Annotated in this window: 22 protein-coding genes; 18 read left to right on the plus strand and 4 right to left on the minus strand. The window is 70.5% G+C overall.

Annotated elements, in window-relative coordinates:
• Positions 1 to 90 precede the first annotated feature (90 nt).
• The 9 genes from OG407_RS45670 to OG407_RS45710 all read left to right on the plus strand — a co-directional run bounded on the left by OG407_RS45670 (position 91) and on the right by OG407_RS45710 (position 10,251).
• Positions 91 to 1,323 (plus strand): CaiB/BaiF CoA transferase family protein, encoded by a 1,233-nt coding sequence (locus OG407_RS45670; protein ID WP_405866821.1) that lies wholly within the window; start codon positions 91 to 93, stop codon positions 1,321 to 1,323.
• Positions 1,324 to 1,399: 76 nt separating this feature from the next.
• Positions 1,400 to 2,599, plus strand: coding sequence for a cytochrome P450 (locus tag OG407_RS45675; RefSeq protein ID WP_405866823.1), 1,200 nt, complete (start codon positions 1,400 to 1,402; stop codon positions 2,597 to 2,599).
• Positions 2,600 to 2,607: 8 nt separating this feature from the next.
• Positions 2,608 to 3,081: a VOC family protein gene (locus OG407_RS45680; RefSeq protein ID WP_405866825.1), complete on the plus strand. Its 474-nt coding sequence runs from the start codon at positions 2,608 to 2,610 to the stop codon at positions 3,079 to 3,081.
• Positions 3,072 to 4,247 (plus strand): acyl-CoA dehydrogenase family protein, encoded by a 1,176-nt coding sequence (locus OG407_RS45685; RefSeq protein ID WP_405866827.1) that lies wholly within the window; start codon positions 3,072 to 3,074, stop codon positions 4,245 to 4,247. The genes OG407_RS45680 and OG407_RS45685 overlap by 10 nt, the downstream gene beginning before the upstream one ends.
• A 29-nt stretch (positions 4,248 to 4,276) precedes the next feature.
• Complete coding sequence (locus tag OG407_RS45690; protein WP_405866829.1) at positions 4,277 to 5,773, plus strand: class I adenylate-forming enzyme family protein; 1,497 nt, start codon at positions 4,277 to 4,279, stop codon at positions 5,771 to 5,773.
• A 44-nt stretch (positions 5,774 to 5,817) separates the two neighbouring features.
• Positions 5,818 to 7,074, plus strand: a complete 1,257-nt coding sequence (locus OG407_RS45695; protein WP_405866831.1) for a MaoC family dehydratase N-terminal domain-containing protein — start codon at positions 5,818 to 5,820, stop codon at positions 7,072 to 7,074.
• 34 nt (positions 7,075 to 7,108) lie between these two features.
• Positions 7,109 to 7,873, plus strand: a complete 765-nt coding sequence (locus OG407_RS45700; protein ID WP_405866833.1) for a crotonase/enoyl-CoA hydratase family protein — start codon at positions 7,109 to 7,111, stop codon at positions 7,871 to 7,873.
• A gap of 52 nt (positions 7,874 to 7,925) precedes the next feature.
• Positions 7,926 to 9,074, plus strand: a complete 1,149-nt coding sequence (locus OG407_RS45705) for a CaiB/BaiF CoA transferase family protein (RefSeq protein WP_405866835.1) — start codon at positions 7,926 to 7,928, stop codon at positions 9,072 to 9,074.
• A 31-nt stretch (positions 9,075 to 9,105) separates the two neighbouring features.
• Positions 9,106 to 10,251: a thiolase family protein gene (locus OG407_RS45710; RefSeq protein WP_405866837.1), complete on the plus strand. Its 1,146-nt coding sequence runs from the start codon at positions 9,106 to 9,108 to the stop codon at positions 10,249 to 10,251.
• A gap of 4 nt (positions 10,252 to 10,255) precedes the next feature.
• Here OG407_RS45710 and OG407_RS45715 read toward each other — a convergent pair whose 3' ends face one another.
• Positions 10,256 to 11,497: a cytochrome P450 gene (locus OG407_RS45715; RefSeq protein WP_405866839.1), complete on the minus strand. Its 1,242-nt coding sequence runs from the start codon at positions 11,495 to 11,497 to the stop codon at positions 10,256 to 10,258.
• A 149-nt stretch (positions 11,498 to 11,646) separates the two neighbouring features.
• Entirely contained in the window at positions 11,647 to 12,846 is a 1,200-nt protein-coding gene (locus OG407_RS45720) for an acyl-CoA dehydrogenase family protein (protein WP_405866841.1), read from the minus strand.
• 191 nt (positions 12,847 to 13,037) lie between these two features.
• Here OG407_RS45720 and OG407_RS45725 point away from each other — a divergent pair, with 191 nt between their 5' ends.
• The 5 genes from OG407_RS45725 (at position 13,038) to OG407_RS45745 (ending at position 18,730) form a co-directional block, all read left to right on the plus strand.
• Positions 13,038 to 14,510, plus strand: a complete 1,473-nt coding sequence (locus tag OG407_RS45725) for a FadR/GntR family transcriptional regulator (RefSeq protein WP_403589323.1) — start codon at positions 13,038 to 13,040, stop codon at positions 14,508 to 14,510.
• 124 nt (positions 14,511 to 14,634) lie between these two features.
• Entirely contained in the window at positions 14,635 to 15,783 is a 1,149-nt protein-coding gene (locus tag OG407_RS45730) for an acyl-CoA dehydrogenase family protein (protein ID WP_405866843.1), read from the plus strand.
• Between the two features lie 27 nt (positions 15,784 to 15,810).
• A complete protein-coding gene (locus OG407_RS45735) occupies positions 15,811 to 16,578 on the plus strand; it encodes an SDR family NAD(P)-dependent oxidoreductase (protein ID WP_405866845.1) in 768 nt (255 codons plus the stop codon).
• Positions 16,575 to 17,756 carry an acyl-CoA dehydrogenase family protein gene (locus tag OG407_RS45740; protein WP_405866847.1) on the plus strand — a complete coding sequence of 394 codons (1,182 nt, stop codon included), beginning with the start codon at positions 16,575 to 16,577 and terminating at the stop codon, positions 17,754 to 17,756. The genes OG407_RS45735 and OG407_RS45740 overlap by 4 nt, the downstream gene beginning before the upstream one ends.
• Positions 17,753 to 18,730, plus strand: coding sequence for an NADPH:quinone oxidoreductase family protein (locus tag OG407_RS45745; protein WP_405866849.1), 978 nt, complete (start codon positions 17,753 to 17,755; stop codon positions 18,728 to 18,730). The genes OG407_RS45740 and OG407_RS45745 overlap by 4 nt, the downstream gene beginning before the upstream one ends.
• A gap of 9 nt (positions 18,731 to 18,739) precedes the next feature.
• On the opposite strand, the gene OG407_RS45750 is transcribed toward OG407_RS45745, so the two are convergent.
• Positions 18,740 to 19,603 (minus strand): mycofactocin-coupled SDR family oxidoreductase, encoded by an 864-nt coding sequence (locus OG407_RS45750; protein ID WP_405866851.1) that lies wholly within the window; start codon positions 19,601 to 19,603, stop codon positions 18,740 to 18,742.
• A gap of 180 nt (positions 19,604 to 19,783) precedes the next feature.
• Between OG407_RS45750 and OG407_RS45755 the strand changes: the two genes are divergently transcribed.
• Genes OG407_RS45755 through OG407_RS45770 form a run of 4 tightly spaced genes read left to right on the plus strand, consistent with a single transcriptional unit; the run spans position 19,784 to position 22,169 of the window.
• Positions 19,784 to 20,929: an amidohydrolase family protein gene (locus OG407_RS45755; RefSeq protein WP_405866853.1), complete on the plus strand. Its 1,146-nt coding sequence runs from the start codon at positions 19,784 to 19,786 to the stop codon at positions 20,927 to 20,929.
• A complete protein-coding gene (locus OG407_RS45760; protein WP_405866855.1) occupies positions 20,926 to 21,135 on the plus strand; it encodes a hypothetical protein in 210 nt (69 codons plus the stop codon). Before OG407_RS45755 ends, OG407_RS45760 begins: the two co-directional genes overlap by 4 nt.
• A 16-nt stretch (positions 21,136 to 21,151) precedes the next feature.
• Complete coding sequence (locus tag OG407_RS45765; RefSeq protein WP_405866857.1) at positions 21,152 to 21,964, plus strand: mycofactocin-coupled SDR family oxidoreductase; 813 nt, start codon at positions 21,152 to 21,154, stop codon at positions 21,962 to 21,964.
• A gap of 13 nt (positions 21,965 to 21,977) precedes the next feature.
• Complete coding sequence (locus OG407_RS45770) at positions 21,978 to 22,169, plus strand: ferredoxin (RefSeq protein WP_405866859.1); 192 nt, start codon at positions 21,978 to 21,980, stop codon at positions 22,167 to 22,169.
• A 54-nt stretch (positions 22,170 to 22,223) separates the two neighbouring features.
• Here OG407_RS45770 and OG407_RS45775 read toward each other — a convergent pair whose 3' ends face one another.
• Positions 22,224 to 23,096 carry a VOC family protein gene (locus tag OG407_RS45775; protein WP_403589314.1) on the minus strand — a complete coding sequence of 291 codons (873 nt, stop codon included), beginning with the start codon at positions 23,094 to 23,096 and terminating at the stop codon, positions 22,224 to 22,226.
• Positions 23,097 to 23,207 lie beyond the last annotated feature (111 nt).

Genomic DNA, 23,207 nt, shown 5'->3' on the forward strand with positions numbered 1-23,207 from the left:
GGACGGTGACGGCAAAACAGTATACTTTTTAGCGAGGTTCGGTCCATACTCGGAGCGCGTGACGGCAGATTGACTATGAGGAGTTGGTCGATGCGCAGGCCGATGGAGGGCGTACGCGTTCTCGAAGTAGCCCAGTTCACCTTCGTCCCGGCGGCGGGCGCCGTGCTCGCGGACTGGGGTGCCGATGTGATCAAGATCGAGCACGCCGAACGCGGCGACGGGCAGAGGGGGTTGGTCCGGGTCCTCGGCTACGACGCCACCAGCAAGGGATCGTCGTTCTTCCCGATCGTGGAGGGACCCAACCGGGGCAAGCGCAGCGTCGGTCTCGCCCTGGAGAAGCCGTCGGCCCGCAAGGCCTTCGAGGAACTGGTGCGCCGCAGCGACGTGTTCCTCACCAACTTCCTGCCCGAGGCGCGCACGAAACTGCGCATCGACGTCGAGGACATCCGGGCGATCAACCCGGACATCATCTACGTACGGGGCAGCGGCTTCGGCCCGCGAGGCGACGAGGCCACGAAGGGCGGCTACGACAGCACCGCCTTCTGGGCGCGCGGCGGCAGTGCCGCCGGTGTCACACCGGCGGGCGCGGACCGCATGACCCGGATGCCGGCCGGAGCCTACGGCGACTCGATGGGCGGCATGACGATCGCCGGTGGCATAGCCGCCGCCCTCTACTCCCGCGCGACGACCGGTGAACCCTCCGTGGTGGACGTGTCGTTGCTCGGTGTCGGCGCCTGGGCGACCCAGTTCACGGTCAACATGGCGCTGATGAACGGCGGGCCGCTGCCGGCGAACGTCCAGCCCCGGCACGGATCGCGCACCAACCCGCTCATCGGGGCGTATCTGACCTCGGACGGACGCTGGATCGAGCTGTCGATGCTCCAACCCGGCCGGTACTGGGCCGAGTTCTGCAAGCTCGCCGGCCGCGGTGAACTCGCCACCGACGAACGCTTCGACAGCACGGCGAAGTTGATGGCGAACGCGGCGCAGGCCGCCGACATCGTCGCCGAACTCATCTTGTCCCGCCCCTTCGAGGAGTGGGTCGAGATCCTCTCCCGGGGAGAGGGCCAGTGGTCGGCCGTGCAGAACGCCTGGGAAGTCGGCCAGGACCCCTCGCTGCGCGCCAACGGACTCATCGCCCCGGTCGTCGACGCCGACGGCGTGGACCGCGAACTCGTCGCCAACCCGGTCCAGTTCGACGAGACCCCGGCCGACATCACGCGGGCACCGCAGTTCGCGGAGCACACCGACGAGGTCCTGCGCTCGCTCGGTCTCTCCGACGAGGAGCTGATCGCGCTGAAGATCGACGGCGCGGCGACATGAGCGCCGTAGCAGACCTGACGGCGGTAAGAGATCTGACCGCCGTGCGCACCCCGAACACCGCACGCGAGGAGCCGTGATGAGCGCGACACTCGAACCCGACGGGACCCACGAGGGCATCCCCGCCTACCACTTCGACAACCGGCTCGGCGGACCCGTGCTGAGCCATCAGGAACGCTGGGACGACATCGCCCGCACGCATTCCGGATTCCGGAGCACCATCGCGCGCGGGTACTGGGTCGTCACCGAGGGCGCGGCCGTGCAGCAGGCGTTGCAGGACTGGCGGACCTTCTCCAACCAGTCCGTGACGGCGCTCGACCCGGACCCCAGGTTCCTGTGGATCCCGGAGATGCTGGACCCGCCCCAACACACCGCGTGGCGGCGCCTGTTGGGCAGCGCCTTCGCGCCCAAGACGGTCGCCGCGCGTGAACCGGAGATCCGCGAGGTCGCGTCGGATCTGATCGACGGGCTGAAGGAGACCGGCTCCGCCGACGTGCTCGACTCGTTCGCCCGCCGCTTCCCGACCCTGATCTTCATGCGCCTGATGGGACTGCCCGAGGAGGATCTCCCGCAGTTCCTCGACTGGATACACGACCTGCTGCATCTGTCCCACGGTGAAGACCCGCACGGCGAGCGGCAGTTGAGCGCGATGAACGCCGTGTCGGACTACTTCGAGCAGCAGATCGCGCTGCGCCGCGAGGCACCCCGCGACGATCTGCTGTCCCGCGCGATGACCTGGACCATCGACGACGAGCCGATCAGCGACCGGGACATGCACGCGTTCTGCGTCCTGCTGTTCCAGGCCGGCTTCGACACGGTCCCCATCTCCATCGGCTGGGCCCTCTACCACTTCGCCACGCACCCGGAACAGCGCAGGGCGATCGTCGACGACCCGTCGCTGATCCCGACGGCGGTCGAGGAGATCCTGCGCGTCTACTCGTTCGTCGTGCCCGCCCGCAAGGCGACACGGGACGTCGAGATCGGCGGCTGCCCGGTCGGCGCGGGGGAGATGGTGATGCTGCCGCTCGCGGTCAGCAACCGCGACCCCGAGCGCTTCGACCGTCCCCTCGAAGTGGACCTGCGGCGCAAGGCCACCAACCACATCGCGTTCGGATCGGGCCCGCACCGCTGCCTCGGCTCCCACCTCGCCCGCCTCGAACTCAACGTGGCGGTCGAGGAGTGGCACCGGCGTATCCCGGACTACGGGATCACGGCAGGCCAGGATCTCGAACAGCACGGCAACATGTACGGCATCAAGCAGCTCCGGCTGGAGTGGTGAGCGACGCCATGACACCACCATTGAACCCAACGGACCTGTACCACACGGGAATCGTGGTCCCGGACATCGAGGCGTGGAAGATCTGGTTCACCGGGATCGCGGGTCACCGCTGGACCGAGACCCAGGCCTTCGACCTCCCCGTGCGCCTGGCCGACGGCGAGCGCGTGCTCCCCCTGCGCTTCGCGTACTCGCTGGACGCCCCGCACCTCGAACTGGTGCAGGAGATCCCGGGCACGCCATGGACCCCGTCCAGGAACCTGACCATCCATCATCTCGGGTACTTCTGCGACGACTTGCCGACGACGTCCAAACGGCTGGAGGAGGCCGGCTTCCCGCTGGAGGCCTGCGCGATCGTCGACGGCTCCCCGTCGATCTTCGCCTACCACCTCGACCCGCACGGCGTACGCATCGAGATCGTCGACCGCACCCGCATGCCGGACTTCGACACCTACCTCCGCGCCAAGGCCCCGACGTGGCACTGACGTTCACCGAGGAGCAGGAGGAACTCCGTACGACGCTACGGCGGTTCCTCACCGACAAGGCGCCGAGCGCGGCCGTACGCCACGCGATGGACTCCGACGAAGGCCACGATCCCCGGCTGTGGCGGCAGATGGCCGACCAACTCGGCCTGCATGGAGTCGCGTTGCCCGAGGAGTACGGCGGATCCGGCGGCGGGCCGGTCGAGTTGGGGATCGTGACGGAGGAGCTGGGACGGGTGCTGCTGCCGTCGCCGTACTTCGCGACCGTCGCGCTCGCCGGCCAGGCACTCACGGCCTCCGGCGACGAGGCGGCGAAGGCGCGGTGGCTGCCCGCTGTCGCCGACGGTTCGCTGACCGCCACGCTGGCGCTCGCCGAGGCAGGCGGCTCATGGGAGTTGGCGGACATCGAGGCATCGGCCGCGCACGGCACGGTGTCCGGCACCAAGATGTTCGTCGTCGACGGCCACACCGCCGACCTGCTCCTGATCGTGGCCCGCAGCGACACGGGACCCGCACTCTTCGCCGTCGACGGTGACGCGCCCGGAGTGACCCGGACCCGCCTGGAGACCCTCGACCCGACCCGGCGACTGGCCCGCGTCGACCTCGACGGCGCGCCCGCCCGGCGGGTCGGCCCGGACGGGGACGCCTCGGCGTATCTGCGCACCGTGCTCGACCTCGTGGCCGTGGCGCTCGCCGCCGAGCAGGTCGGCGGAGCACAGGCCTGCCTCGACGCGGCCGTGGAGTACGCGAAGGTCCGCGTGCAGTTCGGGCGGCCCATCGGCTCCTTCCAGGCGATCAAGCACAAGTGCGCCGACCTGTTGGTCGCGGTGGAAGGCGCCCGCTCGGCGGCCTACCACGCGACGGCCGTGGCCGCCGACGCCTCACCCGAACCGCCGCCGACAGCCGTGCAGTCGGGGCCAGCCGAACTGTCGCCGACCGGCGCGCGGTCGGCGCCCGCCGAACTAACGGCGTCCGCCGCGCTGGCCGCCGCCTGCTGCGCGGACGCCTTCACCCGCGCGGCCAAGGAGAACCTCCAGATCCACGGTGGCATCGGCTGCACGTGGGAGCACGACGCGCACCTGTATCTGAAGCGCGCGAAGTCGTCGGAGCAGTTGTTCGGGGGCCCGGCGACACACCGGACCCGGTTGGCCGACCTGGTCGGAATCTGAGACCGACGTCCTGTCGAAAGGCTGATCACGTGGGAATTCGCGACCGCCTGTCCCGCCTGCTGGCGGAAGCGCCCGCAGGTGCCGAGGCGATCGAGTACGACCGGGAGTGGTGGACCTGGGGGCAGGTCCAGCACGCCGCGCGGGGGCTGGGCGAGGCACTCGACGCGCTCGGCCTGCCCGTCGGCGCCCGCGTCGGAGTCGTCCTGGAGAACCGGCCCGAACACGTCGCCGCGGTCGCCGCCGTGATCGCCTCCGGACGCTGCCTGGTCATGCTCAGCCCACTCCAGCCCGCCGCCCGGCTCACCGCCGACATCGCCCGCTGCACCCCGCCCGTCGTCGTCTCCGGAGCCGAAGTCCTCGCCCGCGAGGGCGTGTTGGACGCCGCGACCGCCCACGGCGCGGCCCTCGAACTCGACACCGACGGGTCCCTACGACCCGCGGGCGGCACGGCACCCGCCGACGCGCCGACCCGCCCGGGCGTCGCCGTGGAGATGCTCACCTCCGGCACCACCGGCCCCCCGAAACGCGTCCACCTCCGCATCGGCCAGCTCGACCAGGCCCTCGTGTCCGGAGGCCAGACGCGGAAGGACGACCGGCTCCTGTCGGGGTCGGCGTCCCTCGTGGCCACCCCGCTCGTGCACATCGGCGGGCTGTGGCGGGCGCTGGCCTGCCTCGCCACCGGCCGCCGCATGCTCCTCATGCCGAGATTCGCCGTCGAACCCTGGGTGAGCGCGGTCGAACGCCACCGACTCCGCGCGGCGAGCCTCGTCCCGGCCGCGATCCGCGCCGTCCTGGACGCACGCGTCCCGCAGGAACGCCTCGCCACCCTCCAGGTGGTCACCTCCGGTACGGCACCCTGCCCGCCGGAACTGGCCGACGCCTTCTTCCGCACCTACGGCATCCCCGTCCTGATGACCTACGGCGCAACGGAGTTCGCCGGGGCCGTCGCAGGCTGGACCCTCGCGCTGCACGAGCACTGGTGGCAGCGGAAGGCGGGCAGCGCCGGACGCGCCTTCACCGGCGTCGAGTTGAGGGTGACGGGCGAGGACGGCGGCGAAGTGGCGGTCGGCCGGACCGGTCGGCTCGAAGTGCGTACCGAGCAGAGCACCCACGGCGGCCGGACCTGGGTGAAGACCAGCGACCTGGCCCGGATCGACGCCGACCGGTTCGTGTGGATCGAGGGCCGCGCCGACGACGCCATCATCCGCGGCGGCTTCAAGGTCCAGCCGGAGACCGTCAAACGCGTCCTGGAGACCCACCCGGCCGTACGCGAGGCGGCAGTTGCCGGACTGCCCGACCCACGGCTCGGCGAAGTGCCGGTCGCGGCCGTCGAGTTGGGGCCGGGGGAGCCCGCTCCCGACGAGGCCGAACTGACTGCCCTGTGCCGTACCCACCTGACCCCGTACGAGGTACCGGCCCACATCGTCGTGCTCGACGCACTGCCCCGCACCCCGTCGAGCAAGGTGAGCCGCGTCGAACTGCTCGACCTCGTACGGGCCCGGCTCGCCGAACACACCAAGGCATGAGTGCTTCAAGGAGGAACCGCGGTGTCCAGCAAGGAGGTTGAGCGGTGACCGATACCGAGGAGAAGGCGGCCGAGCGGTTCGGCGTGCTGACGGACGAGGCGGTCGAACGCTCCCGGCAACGCCTGGGCGTACCCCAGCCCCTGCACAACCCACCGCACAACTACGAGGTCACCTGGGACGGTTCACGTCACTTCGCCTACGGCTACGGTGATGCCAATCCGCTGTACTGCGACCCCGAGTACGCGGCGAAGACCCGCTGGGGCGCGCTCGTCGCACCGCCGACCTTCCTCTACACGATGGGAGAGGACGCGGCCCCGACCCCGGACCCGGAGACCAAGGCCCTGCTCAAGGGGGACCCCTTCGCGGGGCTCGGCTCCTACCAGGCCGTGATGGAGTTCGAGTGGTGGCGGCCCCTTCAACTGGGGGACCAGTGCCGGGTGTTGCAGACCCAGGTCGGGGTCCAGCTCAAGCACAGCAGCTTCGGCGGACGCACCGCACACGTCGTCCGCGACTACCTGTACGCCAACGGACGCGCCGAGATGCACGCCCTGCGGCGCGGCACCTGGATCAACGCGGAACGGCACACGTCGAAGAAGCGGGCCAAGGAGGCGGTCGAGCAGCAGCCGTACCCGCCCGGTCAACTCGCCGCGATCGACGCGGCGTACGCCGCCGAGACCCGGCGCGGAGCCGAACCCCGCCACTGGGAGGACGTCGAGGTCGGCGAGGAACTGCAACCCCGGGTGAAGGGGCCGCTGACGACCACGGACGTGGTCGTCTGGCACCTCGGCTGGGGCATGCAGCTCACCCCGCCCGGCGCCTTCGGTATCGCCGCGGCCGTCCGGCGCAAGGCCCCCGGCCTCTACCCGCCCAACCGGCTCGGCGTCCCGGACACCGTGCAACGCCTGCACTGGGAGCCCGAACGGGCCCGGGAACTCGGCCTGCCGGCCCCCTACGACTACGGCGGTATGCGCGAGACCTGGCTCTGCCATCTCCTCACCGACTGGATCGGCGACGACGGCTGGCTGTGGAAACTCCGCTGCGAACACCGCAAGTTCAACTACCACGGCGACACCACCTGGGTGCGCGGCACGGTCGTCGACAAGCGGCAGGTGGACGGCCGCAGCGAGGTGCACGTCGAGGTGCGCTGCGAGAACCAGCGCGGCGAAGTCACCACACCCGGTACGGCAGTTGTGCTTTTGCCGACCAGGGAGCGGGCCGTGGAACTGCCCGCACCGCCCGCCGAGGACCTGGACGGCATGGTCGCCCACGAGTTGGAGCGGTTCGCGGTCGGCGGCAAGTGAACGGCCATCGAGGATGACGATTCAGGAGGCAGGAATGTCGGACGAAGTGCTGGTGGAGCGCCGGGGCGCGGTCCAGGTCATCACGATCAACCGTCCCGCGGTGAAGAACGCGCTCGACGCGGGGGTGGCCGCCGGAGTCGCCGCCGCCGTCGACGAGTTGGACGAGTCGGACGAGCTGCGGGTCGGTGTGCTGACCGGCGCGGGTGGCACGTTCTCGGCGGGGATGGACCTCAAGGCCTGGCTGCGCGGCGAGAGTCCCGCGATCGAGGGCCGCGGGCTGTGCGGGATCACCGTCACCCCGCCGCGCAAACCGTTGATCGCCGCGGTCGAGGGCTGGGCACTGGCCGGCGGCTTCGAGCTGCTGCTCGCCTGCGATCTCGTAGTGGCCTCCCGCACGGCCCGGGTCGGCGTACCGGAGGTGACGCGGTCCCTGGTCGCCCGGGCCGGCGCGGCACTGCGCCTGCCCCAACGCGTCCCGTACGCCATCGCGTTGGAGCTGCTGCTGACCGGCGCGCCCATCACCGCCGTCCGCGCGGCCGAGGTCGGACTGGTCAACCGGCTCACCGACGCGGGCGGCGCGCTCACCGGCGCGCTGGAACTCGCCACTGCCATCGCCGCGAACGGCCCCCTCGCCGTCGCCGCCACCAAGCGGATCGCGCAGTCCGCCGCCGACTGGACGCTGGAGGAGGGCTGGACACGGCAGGCCGAGATCGCGTCCCCGGTGTTCTCGTCCGAGGACGCGCGGGAAGGCGCCGCCGCCTTCGCCGAGAAGCGGCCACCGGTCTGGAAGGGCCGCTGACCGCGTCGTAGCACCGTCAGGATCCTCAACTCGGGCTGTCAGGGGAGGTGTTGTGACCACAGGACCACTGTCCGGCTGTCGCGTGGTCGAGCTGGGCGGCATCGGGCCGGGCCCGTTCGCCGGCATGCTGCTCGCCGATCTCGGTGCGGAGGTCGTCCGGGTCGACCGGCCCGAGCGGGCGGAGGAACCCGACGCGGGCGGCCCCGCCGACGTACTCAACCGGGGCAAGCGCTCGGTCGTACTCGACCTGAAGCACCCGGCAGGACCGTCCGCCCTCCTCCAACTCGCCACGCGGGCCGACGTGTTGATCGAGGGCTTCCGCCCCGGAGTCACCGAACGCCTGGGCATCGGACCGCACGAGTGCCTCGCCCGCAACCCCCGGCTGGTCTACGGCCGGATGACCGGCTGGGGCCAGACCGGACCCCTCGCCGCAGCCGCCGGACACGACCTCACCTACATCGCCCTCACCGGCGCACTCGGCGCGATCGGGGACGCGGCGGGCCCGCCGCAGATACCGCTCAACCTCGTCGGCGACTTCGGGGGCGGCGGCTGCTACCTCGTGATCGGCGTGCTGGCCGCCCTGCACGCCGTAGGGCGCACGGGAGTCGGGCAGGTCGTCGACGCGGCGATCGTCGACGGGACGGCCCATCTCCTCGCGAGCACCTTCGGCAAACTCGGGCGCGGGGCATGGGCCGACGAGCGGGGCATCAACCAACTCGACGGCGGCTGGCCCTTCTACGCCGTCTACGAGACCAAGGACCGCCGGCATGTGGCGGTCGGCGCCCTGGAGGCCAAGTTCTACCGGCGCCTGATCGAGCTGCTGAAGCTCGACGTCGACCCGGAACTCCAGCACGACCGGTCCAGCTGGCCGGAGTTGCGCCGCCGCCTGGCCGAACGCTTCGCGGAGCGCACCCGCGACGAATGGGCCGCCGTGTTCGAAGGGACCGACGCCTGCGTCGCCCCCGTCCTCGCCCTCACCGAGGCGGCAGCACACCACCAACTGGCCGCGCGCGGAAGCCTGTTCACCCGGGACGGAGTCGTCCAGCCCGCCGCCGCACCCCGCTTCTCGGCGACACCGGCGAGCCCCGGCCCGGCGGCACGGCCCGTAGGTGCCGACACCCGTGCCGTGTTCCGGGACTGGGAGATCGCCGACGCCGACGCACTCGTCGACAGCGGCGCCGCCGTCCAGTTCCCCCACTGACCTTCCACTGACCTGACCGAGAGGACCTTCCATGCCTGAGGCCGTGATCGTCGACGCCGTCCGCACGCCCATCGGCAAGCGCAACGGCTCCCTGGCCGGCGTGCACGCGGCGGACCTGTCGGCGCACGTGCTCACCGCGCTGGTGGAACGCACCGGTGTGGACCCCGGCACCGTGGACGACGTGATGTGGGGGTGTGTCACCCAGATCGGCGACCAGTCGAGCAACATCGCCCGGTTCGCCGCGCTGGCCGCGGGCTGGCCCGAGCATGTGCCCGGCGTGACGATCAACCGGGCCTGCGGCTCCAGCCAACAGGCCGTCGACTCCGCCGCGCACGCCGTCATGGCCGGGCAGTACGACCTCGTGGTCGCCGGGGGAGTGGAGACCATGACCCGGGTGCCGCTCGGCTCGCACCGGACCACCGGCCAGCCGTACGGACCCGCCGTCCTGGCCCGCTACGACGGGTTCCTGTTCAGCCAGGGCGTCGGCGCCGAACTGATCTCCGGGCGATGGGGGCTCAGCCGCACGCGGCTCGACGAGTTCGCGTCCGAGTCGCACGCCAAGGCAGCCGCGGCGATCGACTCGGGGATCTTCGGCGACCACATCGTGCCCATCGAGGTCGACGGCACCAAGTTCGCCGTCGACGAGGGCCTGCGGCGTGGCACTTCGGTCGAGACCCTCGCCGGACTCACGCCGTCGTTCAAGGACGACGGCGTGATCCACGCCGGGAACGCCTCCCAGATATCCGACGGCGCCGCCGCGCTGCTCATCACAACTCCCGAACGCGCAAGGGAGTTGGGCCTCAAGCCGATCGCCCGCTACCACTCCGGCGCGGTGAGCGGAGCGGACCCGATCATGATGCTGACGGGTCCGATCCCGGCGACCGAGAAGGTGCTGCGCCGGTCCGGCCTGACCATCGGCGACATCGGAGCGTACGAGGTCAACGAGGCGTTCGCACCAGTGCCGTTGGCATGGCTGGCCGAGACCGGAGCCGACCCCGAGCGGCTCAACCCGCTGGGCGGGGCGATCGCGGTCGGGCATCCGCTCGGCGGCTCCGGGGCCATCCTGATGACCCGGCTGCTCGCCCGGATGCGGCAACAGAACCTGCGCTACGGGCTCCAGACGATGTGCGAGGGCGGCGGCACCGCCAACGCCACGATCATCGAGCTGCTTCCGTGACGGCTCACCAGGCGACGGGCAACTCGTAGATGCCGTAGGCCTGCGAGTCCTCCTTGAACTTCAGCTCCGAGACGTCCACGGCGAGCCGGAGCGTCGGGATCCGGCGGAACAACGTGCTGAAGACGACGTGGAGTTCGATGCGCGCGAGCTGCTGGCCCACACACTGGTGCGGGCCCCAGCCGAACGCGTGGTGGTGGGACGCGGCGCGGGTGAGGTCGAGCTTCCCGGGGTCGGGGAACGCCTGCGGGTCCCAGTTGGCGGCCGGCAGCGACGCGATGACGCCCTCGCCCGCGCGGATGGTCTCACCGTCGATCTCGATGTCGTCCAGCACGGCCCGGCGTGCCAGCAGGTGCGGGATGGTGAGATAGCGCAGCAGCTCCTCGACCGTGCTCGTCACGTACTTCGGATCGTCCGAGTGGGCGCGCAGGCCCGCGAGTTGGTCCGGGTTCTCCAGCAGCAGCGCGGTGCCCAGCGTGATCATGTTGGCGCTGGTGTCGTGACCGGCGACGAGCAGGATGTGCCCCAGGGGCGCGGCCTCCTCCATGGACAGCTCGCCCGCCTTGATACGCGCGCCGAGGTCCGAGAGGACGTCCTCGCCGGGGTCGTCCATCTTGGCCTCGATGAGCCCGGCGATGTAGCGGCGCACGGCCGCCGTGCTCTCCGCCGCCCGCTCCGGCGTCTTGAAGCGCGCGTTGGTCACTCCCGCGTGCTCCTGGAAGAAGTCGTGGTCCTCGTACGGCACCCCGAGAAGCGCGCAGATCATCAGCGACGGCAGCGGGAGGGACAGCGCCTCGTTCAGCTCGGTCGGGTTGGGACCCGCCAGCATCCTGTCGATGAGGTCGTCGGTGATCCGCTGGATCTCCGGGCGGATCTTCTCCATCCGGTGCCGGGTGAACGAACTCGTGAGCATCCGCCGCCAGCGCGTGTGTTCGGCGCCGTCGGTGTTGTTGATCGAGGGCTGGATATGGGCCGCGTGGGCCTTCATCGCCTCGGTCGTGTGCGGATAGCCGGGCGCGCCGATATTCGCGCTGAGTCGAGGATCGGTCAGCAACTGCCGCTGGGCCGCGTGCGTCGTGACGACCCACGGGGTCGTGCCGTCCCACGTCTTCGCCCGGACCAGGGCCTTGCCCGTGTCGTGCAGCTTGAGCAGGCCCGGTGGCGGTGCGAACGGGCACTCGCCCGATCGGGGCGACGGGTACTCCGGCAGTTCCTCGGAGACGTCGGTTCCGGCCACGCTCTCGGTCATGGGTCAGTCGTCCTCTCGTCGGCACCGCACCTGACGGAACCATACGTCGACCGATCGGTACAATCAATCTGTCGGAAACACTTGAGGTGCCGGTGAAGGAATGCGCGGCATATGTATCGACCGAGTGGTCCATTTAGCTCCGGGGTGGGTCAGCGAGGTTCTCTCGGCATCCCGAGTCCCCGCTCGGCCACCTGCGTCCGCAGCACCTCGTTCGCCCCGCCGGCGATCGTGTACGCCCGCGAGTACAGATGCGCGTCCTGCCACCAGCCCTCCGCCACGGCGTCCTCGTCGCCCTCGACCAGGAGCCCGTCCGTGCCCTGGAGGCTCAGGCCGTAGTCGACCAGGTCGTGGTTCAGCTCGCTGAAGAAGATCTTGCCGAGGAGGGCGTCGGCGGGCTGTTCCGTGCCGTGCAGCATCCGTGACTGGGCGAGGCCGATCAGAGCGGCGTTCACCTGGACCCGCGTGGCCAGTTCGCCGATCGTCCGCCGGGTCGCCGAGTCGTCGAGCGCTGTCCCGCCGTCCGCCGTCGTGCGAGAGGCGAGGCGCATCAAGTCGTCGAGCACGGCGACCAGTTCGACTCCGCGCGCGGCCACGCCCGACCGTTCGTGGCCGAGGCTGCTCATGGCCACCCGCCAGCCGTCGTCCACCCGGCCGATCACGTTCGCGGCCGGGATGCGCACACCGTCCAGGAACACCTCGTTGAAGTCGGTCGTCCCGGTGATCTCCCGCAACGGCCGGATGTTGACACCCGGGGTGCGCAGGTCGAGGGCGAACGCCGTGATGCCCTTGTGCTTCGGTGCCTCGCGGTCGGTGCGCGCGAGCAGATAACCCAGGTCGGCGTGCTGGCCGTTGGTCGTCCACACCTTCTGGCCGTCCACGACGAACACCGCGTCGTCGTCCTCGCCCTCAAGGACCGCCCGCGTGCGGAGCGCCGCCAGGTCGCTGCCCGCCTCGGGTTCGCTGAACAGCTGGCACCACACGTCCTCGCAGGAGCGGATGCGGGGCAGGAAGCGCGCCCGCTGGTCGTCGGTGCCGAACTCCAGCAGTGCGGCCGAGGCCAGCGAGGCGGCGCCGACCGGCTGCCAGGTCCGGGCCCGGGCGATCTCCTCGGCCACGACCGACGGCTCCAGGGGGTGCGCGTCGGGTCGGCCGCCGTACTCGGCCGGCCAGTCGATCCCGAGGAAGCCCGCCTCGTAGAGCTTGGCGGTCCACTCCCGGATCGCCGGCATCAGCTCCGGCTCCGGTGCCCGCACCCCCGCACGGGTCTTGGTGCCCGGAGCGTGCTCCGCGACGAAGGCGCGCACCTTCCTCCGGAACGCTTCGAGCTCGGGCGTGGACTCCAGGCGCATCGCTGTCGGCTCCCTGTTCTCATGCCGTGCTGCGAAATGAGGTTACTCTAACCATGCTGTTCACTCGGTTGCCAGGGTCATACGGCCGAAAAAGTGGACTCATCTTGATTCCAGGTACCTGAACCGCGCGTCTCCGGCCCAGGTGGCGAATAGACTGGGGGTCCGCAATATCCGCCCCAGAGGAGTTGGCCATGGCGACTGCCGTCGACCGCGAGCCCGCCGACGGCGAGACCGGTGTCCCGGTCGGCAAGCTGGCCGCGCAGACCGCCCGCCGTATCGAGGCGACCGTGATCCGTCAGGGCTGGGCGGTGGGCGAGTCGTTGGGGTCCGAGGTGGACCTGCGGGAGCGGCTCGGGGTCAGCCGGGCGGTGCTGCGCGAGGCGGTACGGCTCGTCGAGCACCACCAGGTGGCCCGGATGCGGCGCGGCCCGAACGGTGGCCTGATCGTCTGCGCGCCCGACGCCGGACCGGCCACCCGCGCCATGGTGATCTACCTCGAATACGTCGGCACGAGCGTCACGGACCTTCTCCAGGCCCGCCTCCTGCTGGAGCCGATCGCCGCCGGACTCGCCGCCGACCGGATCACCGAGGAGGGCATCGACACCCTCCGCACCGCACTCGAAGCCGAACTCGCCCACTGGGACGATCCCGGCGTCCACTCGCAGGACCCCCTCCACCCCGTGCTCGGCCAGTTGTCCGGCAACCCGGTGCTGCACCTGTTCGTCGACGTGCTCACCCGGCTCACCGCGCGCTACGCGCACACATCCCGCCGTATCTCCAAGGCCGAGATGCACGCGGCGAAGGACACCTCGCACCGCGCCCACAAAGCCGTCGTCGACGCGGTGATCGCCGACGACGGAGCCCGCGCCCAGACGGAGCTGACCGCGCATCTGGAGTCGGTGGCGGGCTGGATCGAGAAGCACCGGGTGCGGCGCGGGCAGCGGATCGCGGGCAACGTGGTCGAGCCCGAGCTGGTCGAGGGCCCGCGGGCCAAGCTCGCCGAAGTGGTCGCGGCCCGGATCCACGACGACATCGCCGCGCGCGGCTGGCAGACCGGCATGGTGCTCGGCTCGGAGGCCGATCTGCTCGCCCGCTACTCGATCAGCCGGGCCGTACTGCGGGAAGCCGTACGGCTGTTGGAGTACCACTCGGTCGCCAGGATGCGCCGCGGTCCCGGCGGCGGGCTGATCGTCACCGAGCCCGAGCCGCAGGCCAGCATCGACACCATGGCGCTGTTCCTGGAGTACCAGGGCGTCACGGCCGACGACCTGCGGATCGTCCGCAACGCCATCGAGCTCGGCATCGTCGCCCGGGTCACCGCCCGGGTCGCGGAGGGCGACAAAGAGGTGACTGAACGGCTCGGCAAGGCCGTTCGCTGGAGCACGGAGGGCCCCGCCGACGACCCGCGCAAGGCCGACCTCTTCCACACCGAACTGGCCGCGCTCTCCGGCAACCCGGTGCTCGCGCTGTTCCTGTCGATCATCACCGAGCTGTTCCGCCGCCATGCCTCCGGCCATGACCGGCCGCTGCCCGGCGACACGGCGGCGGACGAGGTGCAACACGTCCACCAGCGGATTCTCGACGCCATCGTCGAGGGCGACACCGGGGTGGCCCGGCACCGGATGCGCCGTCACCTCGACGCGCTCATCCCCTGGTGGCACTGATTCCCCGACACTCGACCAGGAACGCCCCATGGCGCCTTCGGGCTCATGGGGCGTTCTGCTGTACCGAGCTGTGTCGGGCGAGGCTAATTAGGTATACTGAATAGGTCGAGCCGAAGGAGATCCGATGCGCCGGACCCTGTTCGAAGAGACCCATGAGGACTTCCGTCTGCTGGTCCGTGACTTCCTCGCCCGCGAGGTGGTTCCGTCGTACGAGGACTGGCGGCGCGCCGGACTCGTCCCCCGCGACCTGTTCACCGCACTGGGCAAACTCGGCATCATCGGCACGGCCATTCCGGAGGAGTACGGCGGGGGTGGCCAGGACGACTACCGCTACAACGCGGTGATCCAGGAGGAGTGTGCCCGCGCCCTCGTCACGCTCGGCGGTCTGCGTACCCATCTGGACATCGTCCTCCCGTACTTCACGGGCCTCGCCAACGCGGAGCAACGGGCGCGCTGGCTCCCGGGGTTGGCCTCCGGCGAGCTGTACACCGCGATCGCGATGAGCGAGCCCGCCACCGGCTCCGACCTCGCCGGGATCACCACCCGCGCGGTCCGTAACGGCGACCACTTTGTGCTCAACGGGGCGAAGACCTTCATCACCGGTGGGCACCACGCCGACCTGGTGATCGTGGTCGCCCGCACCACCGTGGACCCGGACAACCGGCGCGCCGGACTCTCCCTCCTCGTCGTGGAGAGGGGCATGCCCGGCTTCACGGTCGGGCGCAAGCTGGAGAAGATCGGCCTGGCCGCCCAGGACACCGTGGAACTCGCCTTCGACGACGTCCGCGTGCCCGCTGTCAACCTCCTCGGCGAGGAGGGCGCGGCCTTCACCCTGCTCGGCCGCAACCTCGCCCAGGAACGCCTGGCCATCGCGGTCGGCGCGGTCGCCCAGGCCCGTACCGCGATCGACCTGACCGTCTCCTACGTCCGCGACCGGACCGTGTTCGGGAAACCACTGGCCCAGTTCCAGAACACGAAGTTCGAACTCGCCGCCCTGGACGCCGAGTCGACCGCCGCGCAAGCCCTGCTCGACGCGGCGGTCACCGCGCTCGTCGCGGGCGAACTGGACCCCGCGGACGCGGCACGGACCAAGCTGTTCTGCACCGAGACACAGGGGCGGGTCGTCGACCGCTGCCTCCAACTGCACGGCGGCTACGGCTACATCCTCGAATCCCCGATCGCCCGCCTGTACACGGACGCCCGCGTGACCCGCATCTACGGCGGCACCAGCGAGGTCATGAAGCTCATCATCAGCAAGTCCCTGGGCCTTTAAGACCATGCAGACCACGAGGAGTTGGGTGTGAACATCGACGGTTCAGCGGCACTCGTCACCGGCGGCGCCTCCGGGCTCGGCCTGGCCACCGCGCGGCGCGTCATCGAACGCGGGGGACGGGTCGTCCTCGCCGACATCTCCGAGGAACAGGGCGTCAAGGCGGTCGCCGACCTCGGCGAGGCCGCACGCTTCGTCCGCACCGACGTCACGGACGAGACCGAGGTCACCGCCGCTCTCGATGCCGCACAGCAACTCGGCACCCTGCGTGCCGTCGTGCACTGCGCCGGACGCGGCGGCGACCGTACCCGGATCATCGACCGCGACCGCAGGCCCGGCGAACTCGACACCTTCGCCGAGGTCGTCCGCGTCAACCTGATCGGCACCTACAACGTGCTGCGTCTGGCCGCCGCCCGTCTCGCCGGCAACGAGGTCGTCGACGGCGACCGCGGAGCCGTAGTCCTCACCGCGTCGGTCGCCGCGTTCGACGGCCAGATCGGGCAGACCTCCTACACCGCGGCCAAGGCCGGAGTCCACGGCATCACCCTCGTCGCCGCCCGCGACCTGGCCAGTTGGCAGATCAGGGTGAACACCATCGCCCCCGGCATCATGGACACCCCGATGCTCGGCCGCCTGCGCGCGGACATCCGCGACGGCCTCGCCGCCTCCGTGCCGCACCCCAAACGACTCGGGGACCCGGACGACTTCGCGCGCCTCGCCGTGGAGATGCTGGAGAACCCGTATCTCAACGGCCAGACCGTCCGCCTCGACGGTGCCATCCGCATGGCTCCGCGATGACAGCGGACGAGACCGACGAGCGGTTCCGCGCCCGCCTGCGGGCCTTCCTCACGGAGCGGCACCCCGGCCGCCGCCCCAAGGACCCCGTCGAGCGGATCGCCTGGCAGAAGAAATGGCTCGCCACGCTGTACGACGCCGGTTACGCCGGCCCGAGTTGGCCGCGCGCGTACGGCGGCATGGACCTGTCCTTCGCACGCCAGGTGATCTACCAGGAGGAGTACGCGCGCGCCCGCGTCCCGGGACCCCTGGGCACCGGACCGGGCATCGCCGCCCCCACCCTCATCAAGTACGGCACGCCCGAGCAGAAGGAGCGGCACCTGCGCCCCATGCTGCGCGGCGACATGGTGTGGGCCCAGGGCTACTCCGAACCGGAGGCGGGTTCGGACCTCCCCGCGCTGCGCACGACGGCACGACGCGAGGGCGCGGAGTACGTCGTCAACGGACAGAAGGTGTGGAACAGTTCGGCCGACATCGCCGACATCGTCTTCACCCTCGTCCGCACCGGACCGCCCGACTCCCGCCAGGACGGCGTCAGTTACCTGCTGATCGACGCCCACGCTCCCGGAGTGACCGTACGACCGCTGCGCGACCTGACCGGGGACGCGCACTTCTGCGAGATCTTCTTCGACGACGTCCGCGTACCGGTGGCCGACCGCATCGGCGAGGAGAACGGCGGCTGGCCGCTGGTGCGGACGAGCCTGGGGCATGAGCGCGCGGCCGGGGCGATGAACCAAGCAGCCCTGTACCGGCGGGTGTTGGACGAGCTGATCGAACTCGCCCATGAACGCGGGGCGACGGCCGACCCGATCGTCCGCGACCGGCTCGCGGACTTCGAGATCCGGGTGCGCGTCATGCGGCTCACCGGCATGCGCACCATCGCCGACATCATGGCCAAGGGCGAACCGGGGCCCGCCTCTTCGACATCACGCCTGTTCATCGTGACCTTCGAGCAGGAGCTGCACGAGTTCGCGGTCGACCTGCTGGGACCCTACGGAATCCTCGGCCGACGCGACCCGCATGCCGTTCAACGCGGGCGCTGGGTATGGGGGTTCCTGCGCACCCGCGCCTCGTCGATCGGCGCGGGCACCGCCGAGATCCAGCGCAACACGATCGCCGAACAGGTGCTGGGACTTCCCCGGGACCCCGCGATGCCGACCACTGTGGGAAGGACGTCATGAGGGCCGCACGCTGCACGGAGTACGGGCCGCCCGGTGGTCTCTCGGTCGTCGAACTCGACGATCTCCGGCCCGGTCCCGGCGAGGTGCTGGTCCGGGTGCACGCGGCGGCGGTGAACTTTCCGGACGTGCTGATCGTGGCGGACCGCTACCAGGTGCCCGCGCCGCTGCCGTTCACTCCGGGCAGTGAATTCGCCGGTGTGGTTGCCGAGTTGGGGCCGGGTGTCTCCGGACCACCCGTAGGCTCACCCGTCGCCGGGGCGGTGCTCACCGGCGCGTTCGCCGAACAGGTCGTGGTGCCCGTCGCGGGCCTGCGGCAGATCCCCGAGGGCCTCGACATGGTGCACGCCGCCGCGTTCCACGTCACGTACGCCACCGCGTACCACGCCCTGGTCACGGTCGGGCAGGCCACCGCGGGGGAGTGGGTCGCGGTGCTCGGCGCCGCCGGCGGGGTCGGCTCGGCCGCGGTCGACATCGCCGCGCGACTCGGTATGCGGGTGCTCGCCGCCGCGTCGAGCCAGGAGCGGCTGACGGTCGCCCGCAAGCTCGGAGCCGAGGCCGGCGTCGACTACGTCCACGAGGATCTCAAGCTCCGCACACGGGAGTTGACCGGCGGCGAGGGCTCCCACCTCGTGATCGACCCGGTGGGCGGCGACCACGCGGAGGCGGCCCTGCGCGGGCTGCGGCGGGGCGGCCGGTTCGTCACGGTCGGGTACGCCGACGGGAAGATCCCGCGCATCCCGCTGAACCTGGTGCTGCTCAAGGACCTGGTCGTCCGGGGGTTCGAGATCCGGATGGTGCGTCAGTACGCCCCGGACGCGGTGGTCGCCGCCGACCGCGCCCTCACCGGGATGGTCCGGGAGGGGATGCGCCCGCTCGTCTCCCGGGTCCACCCGCTCGCCGAGGTCGCGAGCGCCCTGACCGATGTCGCCGAGCGCAGGACCACCGGCAAAGTGGTCCTGGACCTCACCTCGTAGCAAACACCGTCAGAACGTGGGGAGTTGGGGGCGCTTGCGGACGTAGCCGCCGGCGTCCACCCGCATCTGCATACCGGTGACGTAGCGGGACTCGTCGGAGACGAGGAAGAGCACCGTGTCGGAGACGTCCTCGGGCTCGACGTAGGGGATGTCCATACCCGTCGTCGCGGGGAACGAGACGAGGGCGTCCTCACGGGTCGGGTTGTCGAGGTCGGGCCGGAACGAGCGGTACATGATGTCGCTGTTGAGCATGTCCGTGTTGACGTTGGTGGGGTGCAGCGCGTTGACCCGGATCCGCCGGGACAGCAGCACCGTCGCCAAGTCGTGGACGAACGCGGCCACTTGGCGCTTCGCGAAGGAGTAGCCCAGGCCGCCGGGGCCGTTGGACGGACTGTCGACGGTCGCCGGGGTCAGGGCCGCGATGGACCCGGTCGCCACGATCGAGGCGCCGTCCGGCAGATACGGCAGGGCCGCCTCGACGGCGTGCACGACACCGTTGAAGTCGACGGTGACGGCGTCGATGAACGCCTGGACGCCCTGCCGCGGACCCAGCGGGGCGATACCGGCCTGCGCCACCACGGCGTCCAGCCGCCCCAGTTCGGCCACCCCGTCGGCCACGGCGGCCTTCAGCGCCGCCGGATCGCGCACGTCGGCCTTGCGCGCCACGATGCGCCGGCCGAGCTTCTCGACCTGCCGCACGGTCTCGTCGAGGTCGTCCTGGGTGCCCAGCGGATACGCGTTGGTGGCGATGTCCTCGCACAGGTCGACGGCGATGATGTCGGCGCCCTCCGCGGCCAGCCGGAGCGCGTGGGAGCGGCCCTGTCCGCGCGCGGCGCCGGTGATGAACACGACCTTGTCCTGTACTCGGCCCATCGTGGGGCTCCTTCCGCCGGAGATAAAAGAGTAGCCTGAATGCTGTCCGATGGGACTGTTCGTGATCCATGATCGGCGTCAAGTCCGCCTGTCGTTCATCGGTTTCCGTTGAGTGGGACCCGAACAGTGCACACAATTCGGCCGGTGCTAGAGAGTCCGTGAGATCGAGGGAGCACATCGATGCCATTGCAGCCATGGATGAAGTTGCTGTCGACCGACGACCACCTGATCGAGCCGCCGAGCCTGTGGACGGACCGCCTGCCGGCGAAGTACCGCGATGCCGGGCCGCGGATCGTGGAACAGGCGCGCGGCGAGGGCCGGGCCCCGGCCGAGGTGTGGAACTACGAGGGCCGCATCTACCCCTACATCGGCCTGAACGCCGTCGCGGGCAAGTCGCCCGAGGAGTTCGGCCTCGAACCGACCCGCTACGACGAGATGATCCCGGGCTGCTACGACCCCAAGGCCCGCCTGCGCGACATGGATCTGGACGGTGTGTGGGGCGCGTTGTGCTTCCCGTCGTTCCCGCGTTTCGCCGGCACGATCTTCCTGGACGGCGAGGACCGTCAACTCGCCCTGCTCTGCGTCCGGGCGTGGAACGACTTCGTGCTCGACGAGTGGTGCGCCACCGCCCCCGGCCGGCTGATCCCGCTGCTCATCCTGCCGCTGTGGGACGTCGACGCCTGCGCGGCCGAGATCCGGCGTGCGGCGGCCAAGGGCGCCAAGGCGATCTCCTTCCCGGAGAACCCGGTCCCGCTGGGCCTGCCGTCGTTCCACACCGACCACTGGGACCCGGTGTTCACGGCGGCCGAGGAGACCGACATGCCGCTGTGCCTGCACTTCGGCACCTCGGGCGCGGCGCCCAGGACCGCACCGGAGGCACCGTTCGCGGTGACGATCACCCTGTTCGCCACCAACTCGATGTACGCGGCTGCCGACCTGCTGTTCTCCCCGGTGCTCCACAACCACCCGCGGCTGAAGATCGGTCTGTCCGAGGGTGGGATCGGCTGGATTCCGTATCTGCTGGAGCGCGCCGACGGCACCTGGGAGCGGCACCGCTTCTACCAGAACGTCAACCAGAGCGTGCGCCCCTCGGAACTGTTCCACAAGCACTTCCACGGCTGCTTCATCGACGACCGGTTCGGTGTGGAGGTACGCCACCACGTCGGCGTCGACAAGATCACCTGGGAGTGCGACTACCCGCACTCGGACTCCTATTGGCCCAAGAGCCGTGCCTACGCGGCCGAGACGCTCGCCGACGTACCGGACGACGAGGTGCACAAGATCGTGGAGCTGAACGCCCGCCGCCTCTACAACATCCCCGCGTGAGCGGGCGCCCGGAGTCCGAGCGCTCCGACTGGACCGACCTCGACCTGCTCACCCGCGACGAGGCGTACGGCCGCCTCCAGGAGGAGATCGGCCTCACCACCCGTCGGCTCGCCGAACTCGGCGCGGACGACGAGGCCGAGCGTGGACTCCTCGACACCCGGCTGCGTTTCCTGCGCGAGGCTGCCGAGGACCTGAATGTCCGTTGAACGAGAGGGAGTTGGCATGGGGCGGGTGGAGGGCAAGGTCGCGCTCGTGACGGGCGCGGCCCGCGGTCAAGGCCGTTCGCACGCCGTGCGGTTGGCGGAGGAGGGCGCCGACGTCGTCGTCACCGACGTGTGCCACGACATCAGCGACGAGCTGCCGTATCCACTGGCGTCGAAGGAACAGCTCGAAGAGACCGCCGAGTTGGTGCGGGCGACCGGCCGCCGGTGCGTCGCCGTCCAGGCCGACGTCCGCTCCGTGGTCGAGGTGCGGGCCGCCGTCGACGCGGCGCGGGAGGAGTTCGGGCGGCTCGACACGGTCGTGGCGAACGCGGGTGTGATGAGCATCGGCGCCGCCTGGGAACTGTCCGAGGAAGCCTGGGACGTCGTCATGGACGTCAACCTCAAGGGCCCCTGGAACACGGTGCGCGCCGCGGTCCCCTGGATGATCGAGGCGGGACAGGGCGGTTCCGTCATCATCACCAGCTCGGCCGCCGGCATCCGCGGCCATGTGCCGTACGCCCACTACGTGGCCAGCAAACACGGTGTGGTCGGACTGATGAAGGCGCTGTCGAACGAACTCGCCCCGCACCGCATCCGGGTGAACACCGTGCACCCCACAGGAGTCAGCGACACCGGCATCACCGTCGGAGTCCCGATCGAGGAACTCGCCGCGCGGGAACCGCTGTTCGCGCTCGCCGCGATGAACCCCCTCGCCCCGTACGTCGAGCCGCGCGATGTGTCGAACGCCGTCCTGTTCCTCGCGTCGGACGAGTCGAGGTACGTCACCGGCCTCCAGTTCACCGTGGACGCCGGCTCGACGAACAAGCCGTAGAACGGAGTGGTGGATGAAGATCACGATTGACTCCTCGCTGTGCTCCGGGCACGCGCGGTGCGCTGCGGCGGCGCCGGAGGTGTTCCGGCTCGACGACGACGGCTACGCGCTGCCCTACGACGGCGAGGTGCCTCCCGAGCTGGAACAGGCCGCCAGGGACGGGGAGTCGGCCTGCCCGGAGCGGGCCGTCACCGTCGAGCGCTGACACGGAGCAGCCCCACGGCCGTGGACCGTGGGGCTGCCTTCCTGCGTGTTCGGGTCAGCCGGCGGGCTGCGGCGGCGGGGTGAAGTGGTGGCCCCAGAACGCGCCGTCGGTGATCTCGTAGACGGGGACCGGCTCCGGCACCTTCAGGCCGTTCCAGCCGAACTCGACGGCGTAGTTCTCCGGCGACCACACATAGAACGACACCATGTGGTCGTTGGTGTGCTTGCCCAGCGAGTGCATCATCGGCACGTCGAGCTTCGCGGCCCGGTCCAGGGCGCGGCCCACGTCGTCCAGTGTCTTCCCCTCGACCATGAAGTGCAGCAGCCGCCCGGGGCCCGGCGCCGGAGTGACGCCCAGGGTGTGGTGGCGGGGATTGCAGCCCATGAACCACGTCGTGCCGCCCGGTGAGCGCATCGTGTTGCGCTCGATGAAGCCGAGGACATTGACGTAGAAGTCGAAGGTGCCCCGCGCGTCCTCGGCGGAGACGATGGCGTGCCCGAAGCCCATGTCGCCGGTCAGGAAGCCCGAGACCAGCGGTGTGTGCACCGGGACGTGGTCGAGGATCGCGCCGTAGAACAGCTCGACCGGGTTGCCGCCCGGGTCGTTGAACTTGACGAAACCGGTGACCCTGCGTTCCGCGGCCTCGTCCTCGGTGCCGGCGGTCACCTTGATGCCGGTCTTCTCGACGTCGGCGACGAGCCGCGCCAGTTCCCGCTCGTCGATCACCTCGAAGCCCAGGGCGGTCATCCCGCTCTGCGAACCGGGGGAGACCACGATGCGGGCCGGACGGTCGTCCATCCGGTAGTACAGGGATTCCGGGTCGCCGCCCTCGACAGGCATCAGGCCGAGGAAATCCGTCCCGAACACCTTCCATTTCCCGATGTCGCCGGACTCCAGCCGTACATACCCGAGTGAGCGCACACCCATCAGGTTCTCCCATCACCGTCGTCGACTCCTGGCAGCCCGACGCTAATCAGCCCGGCCGACCAGGGGTCGTGCACGTCCCACTGATCGGGAGGAGTACGGCGCCCGGCCGGG

Origin of the sequence: Streptomyces sp. NBC_01515, from assembly GCF_045040345.1 — a bacterium.
GTDB lineage: Bacteria > Actinomycetota > Actinomycetes > Streptomycetales > Streptomycetaceae > Streptomyces.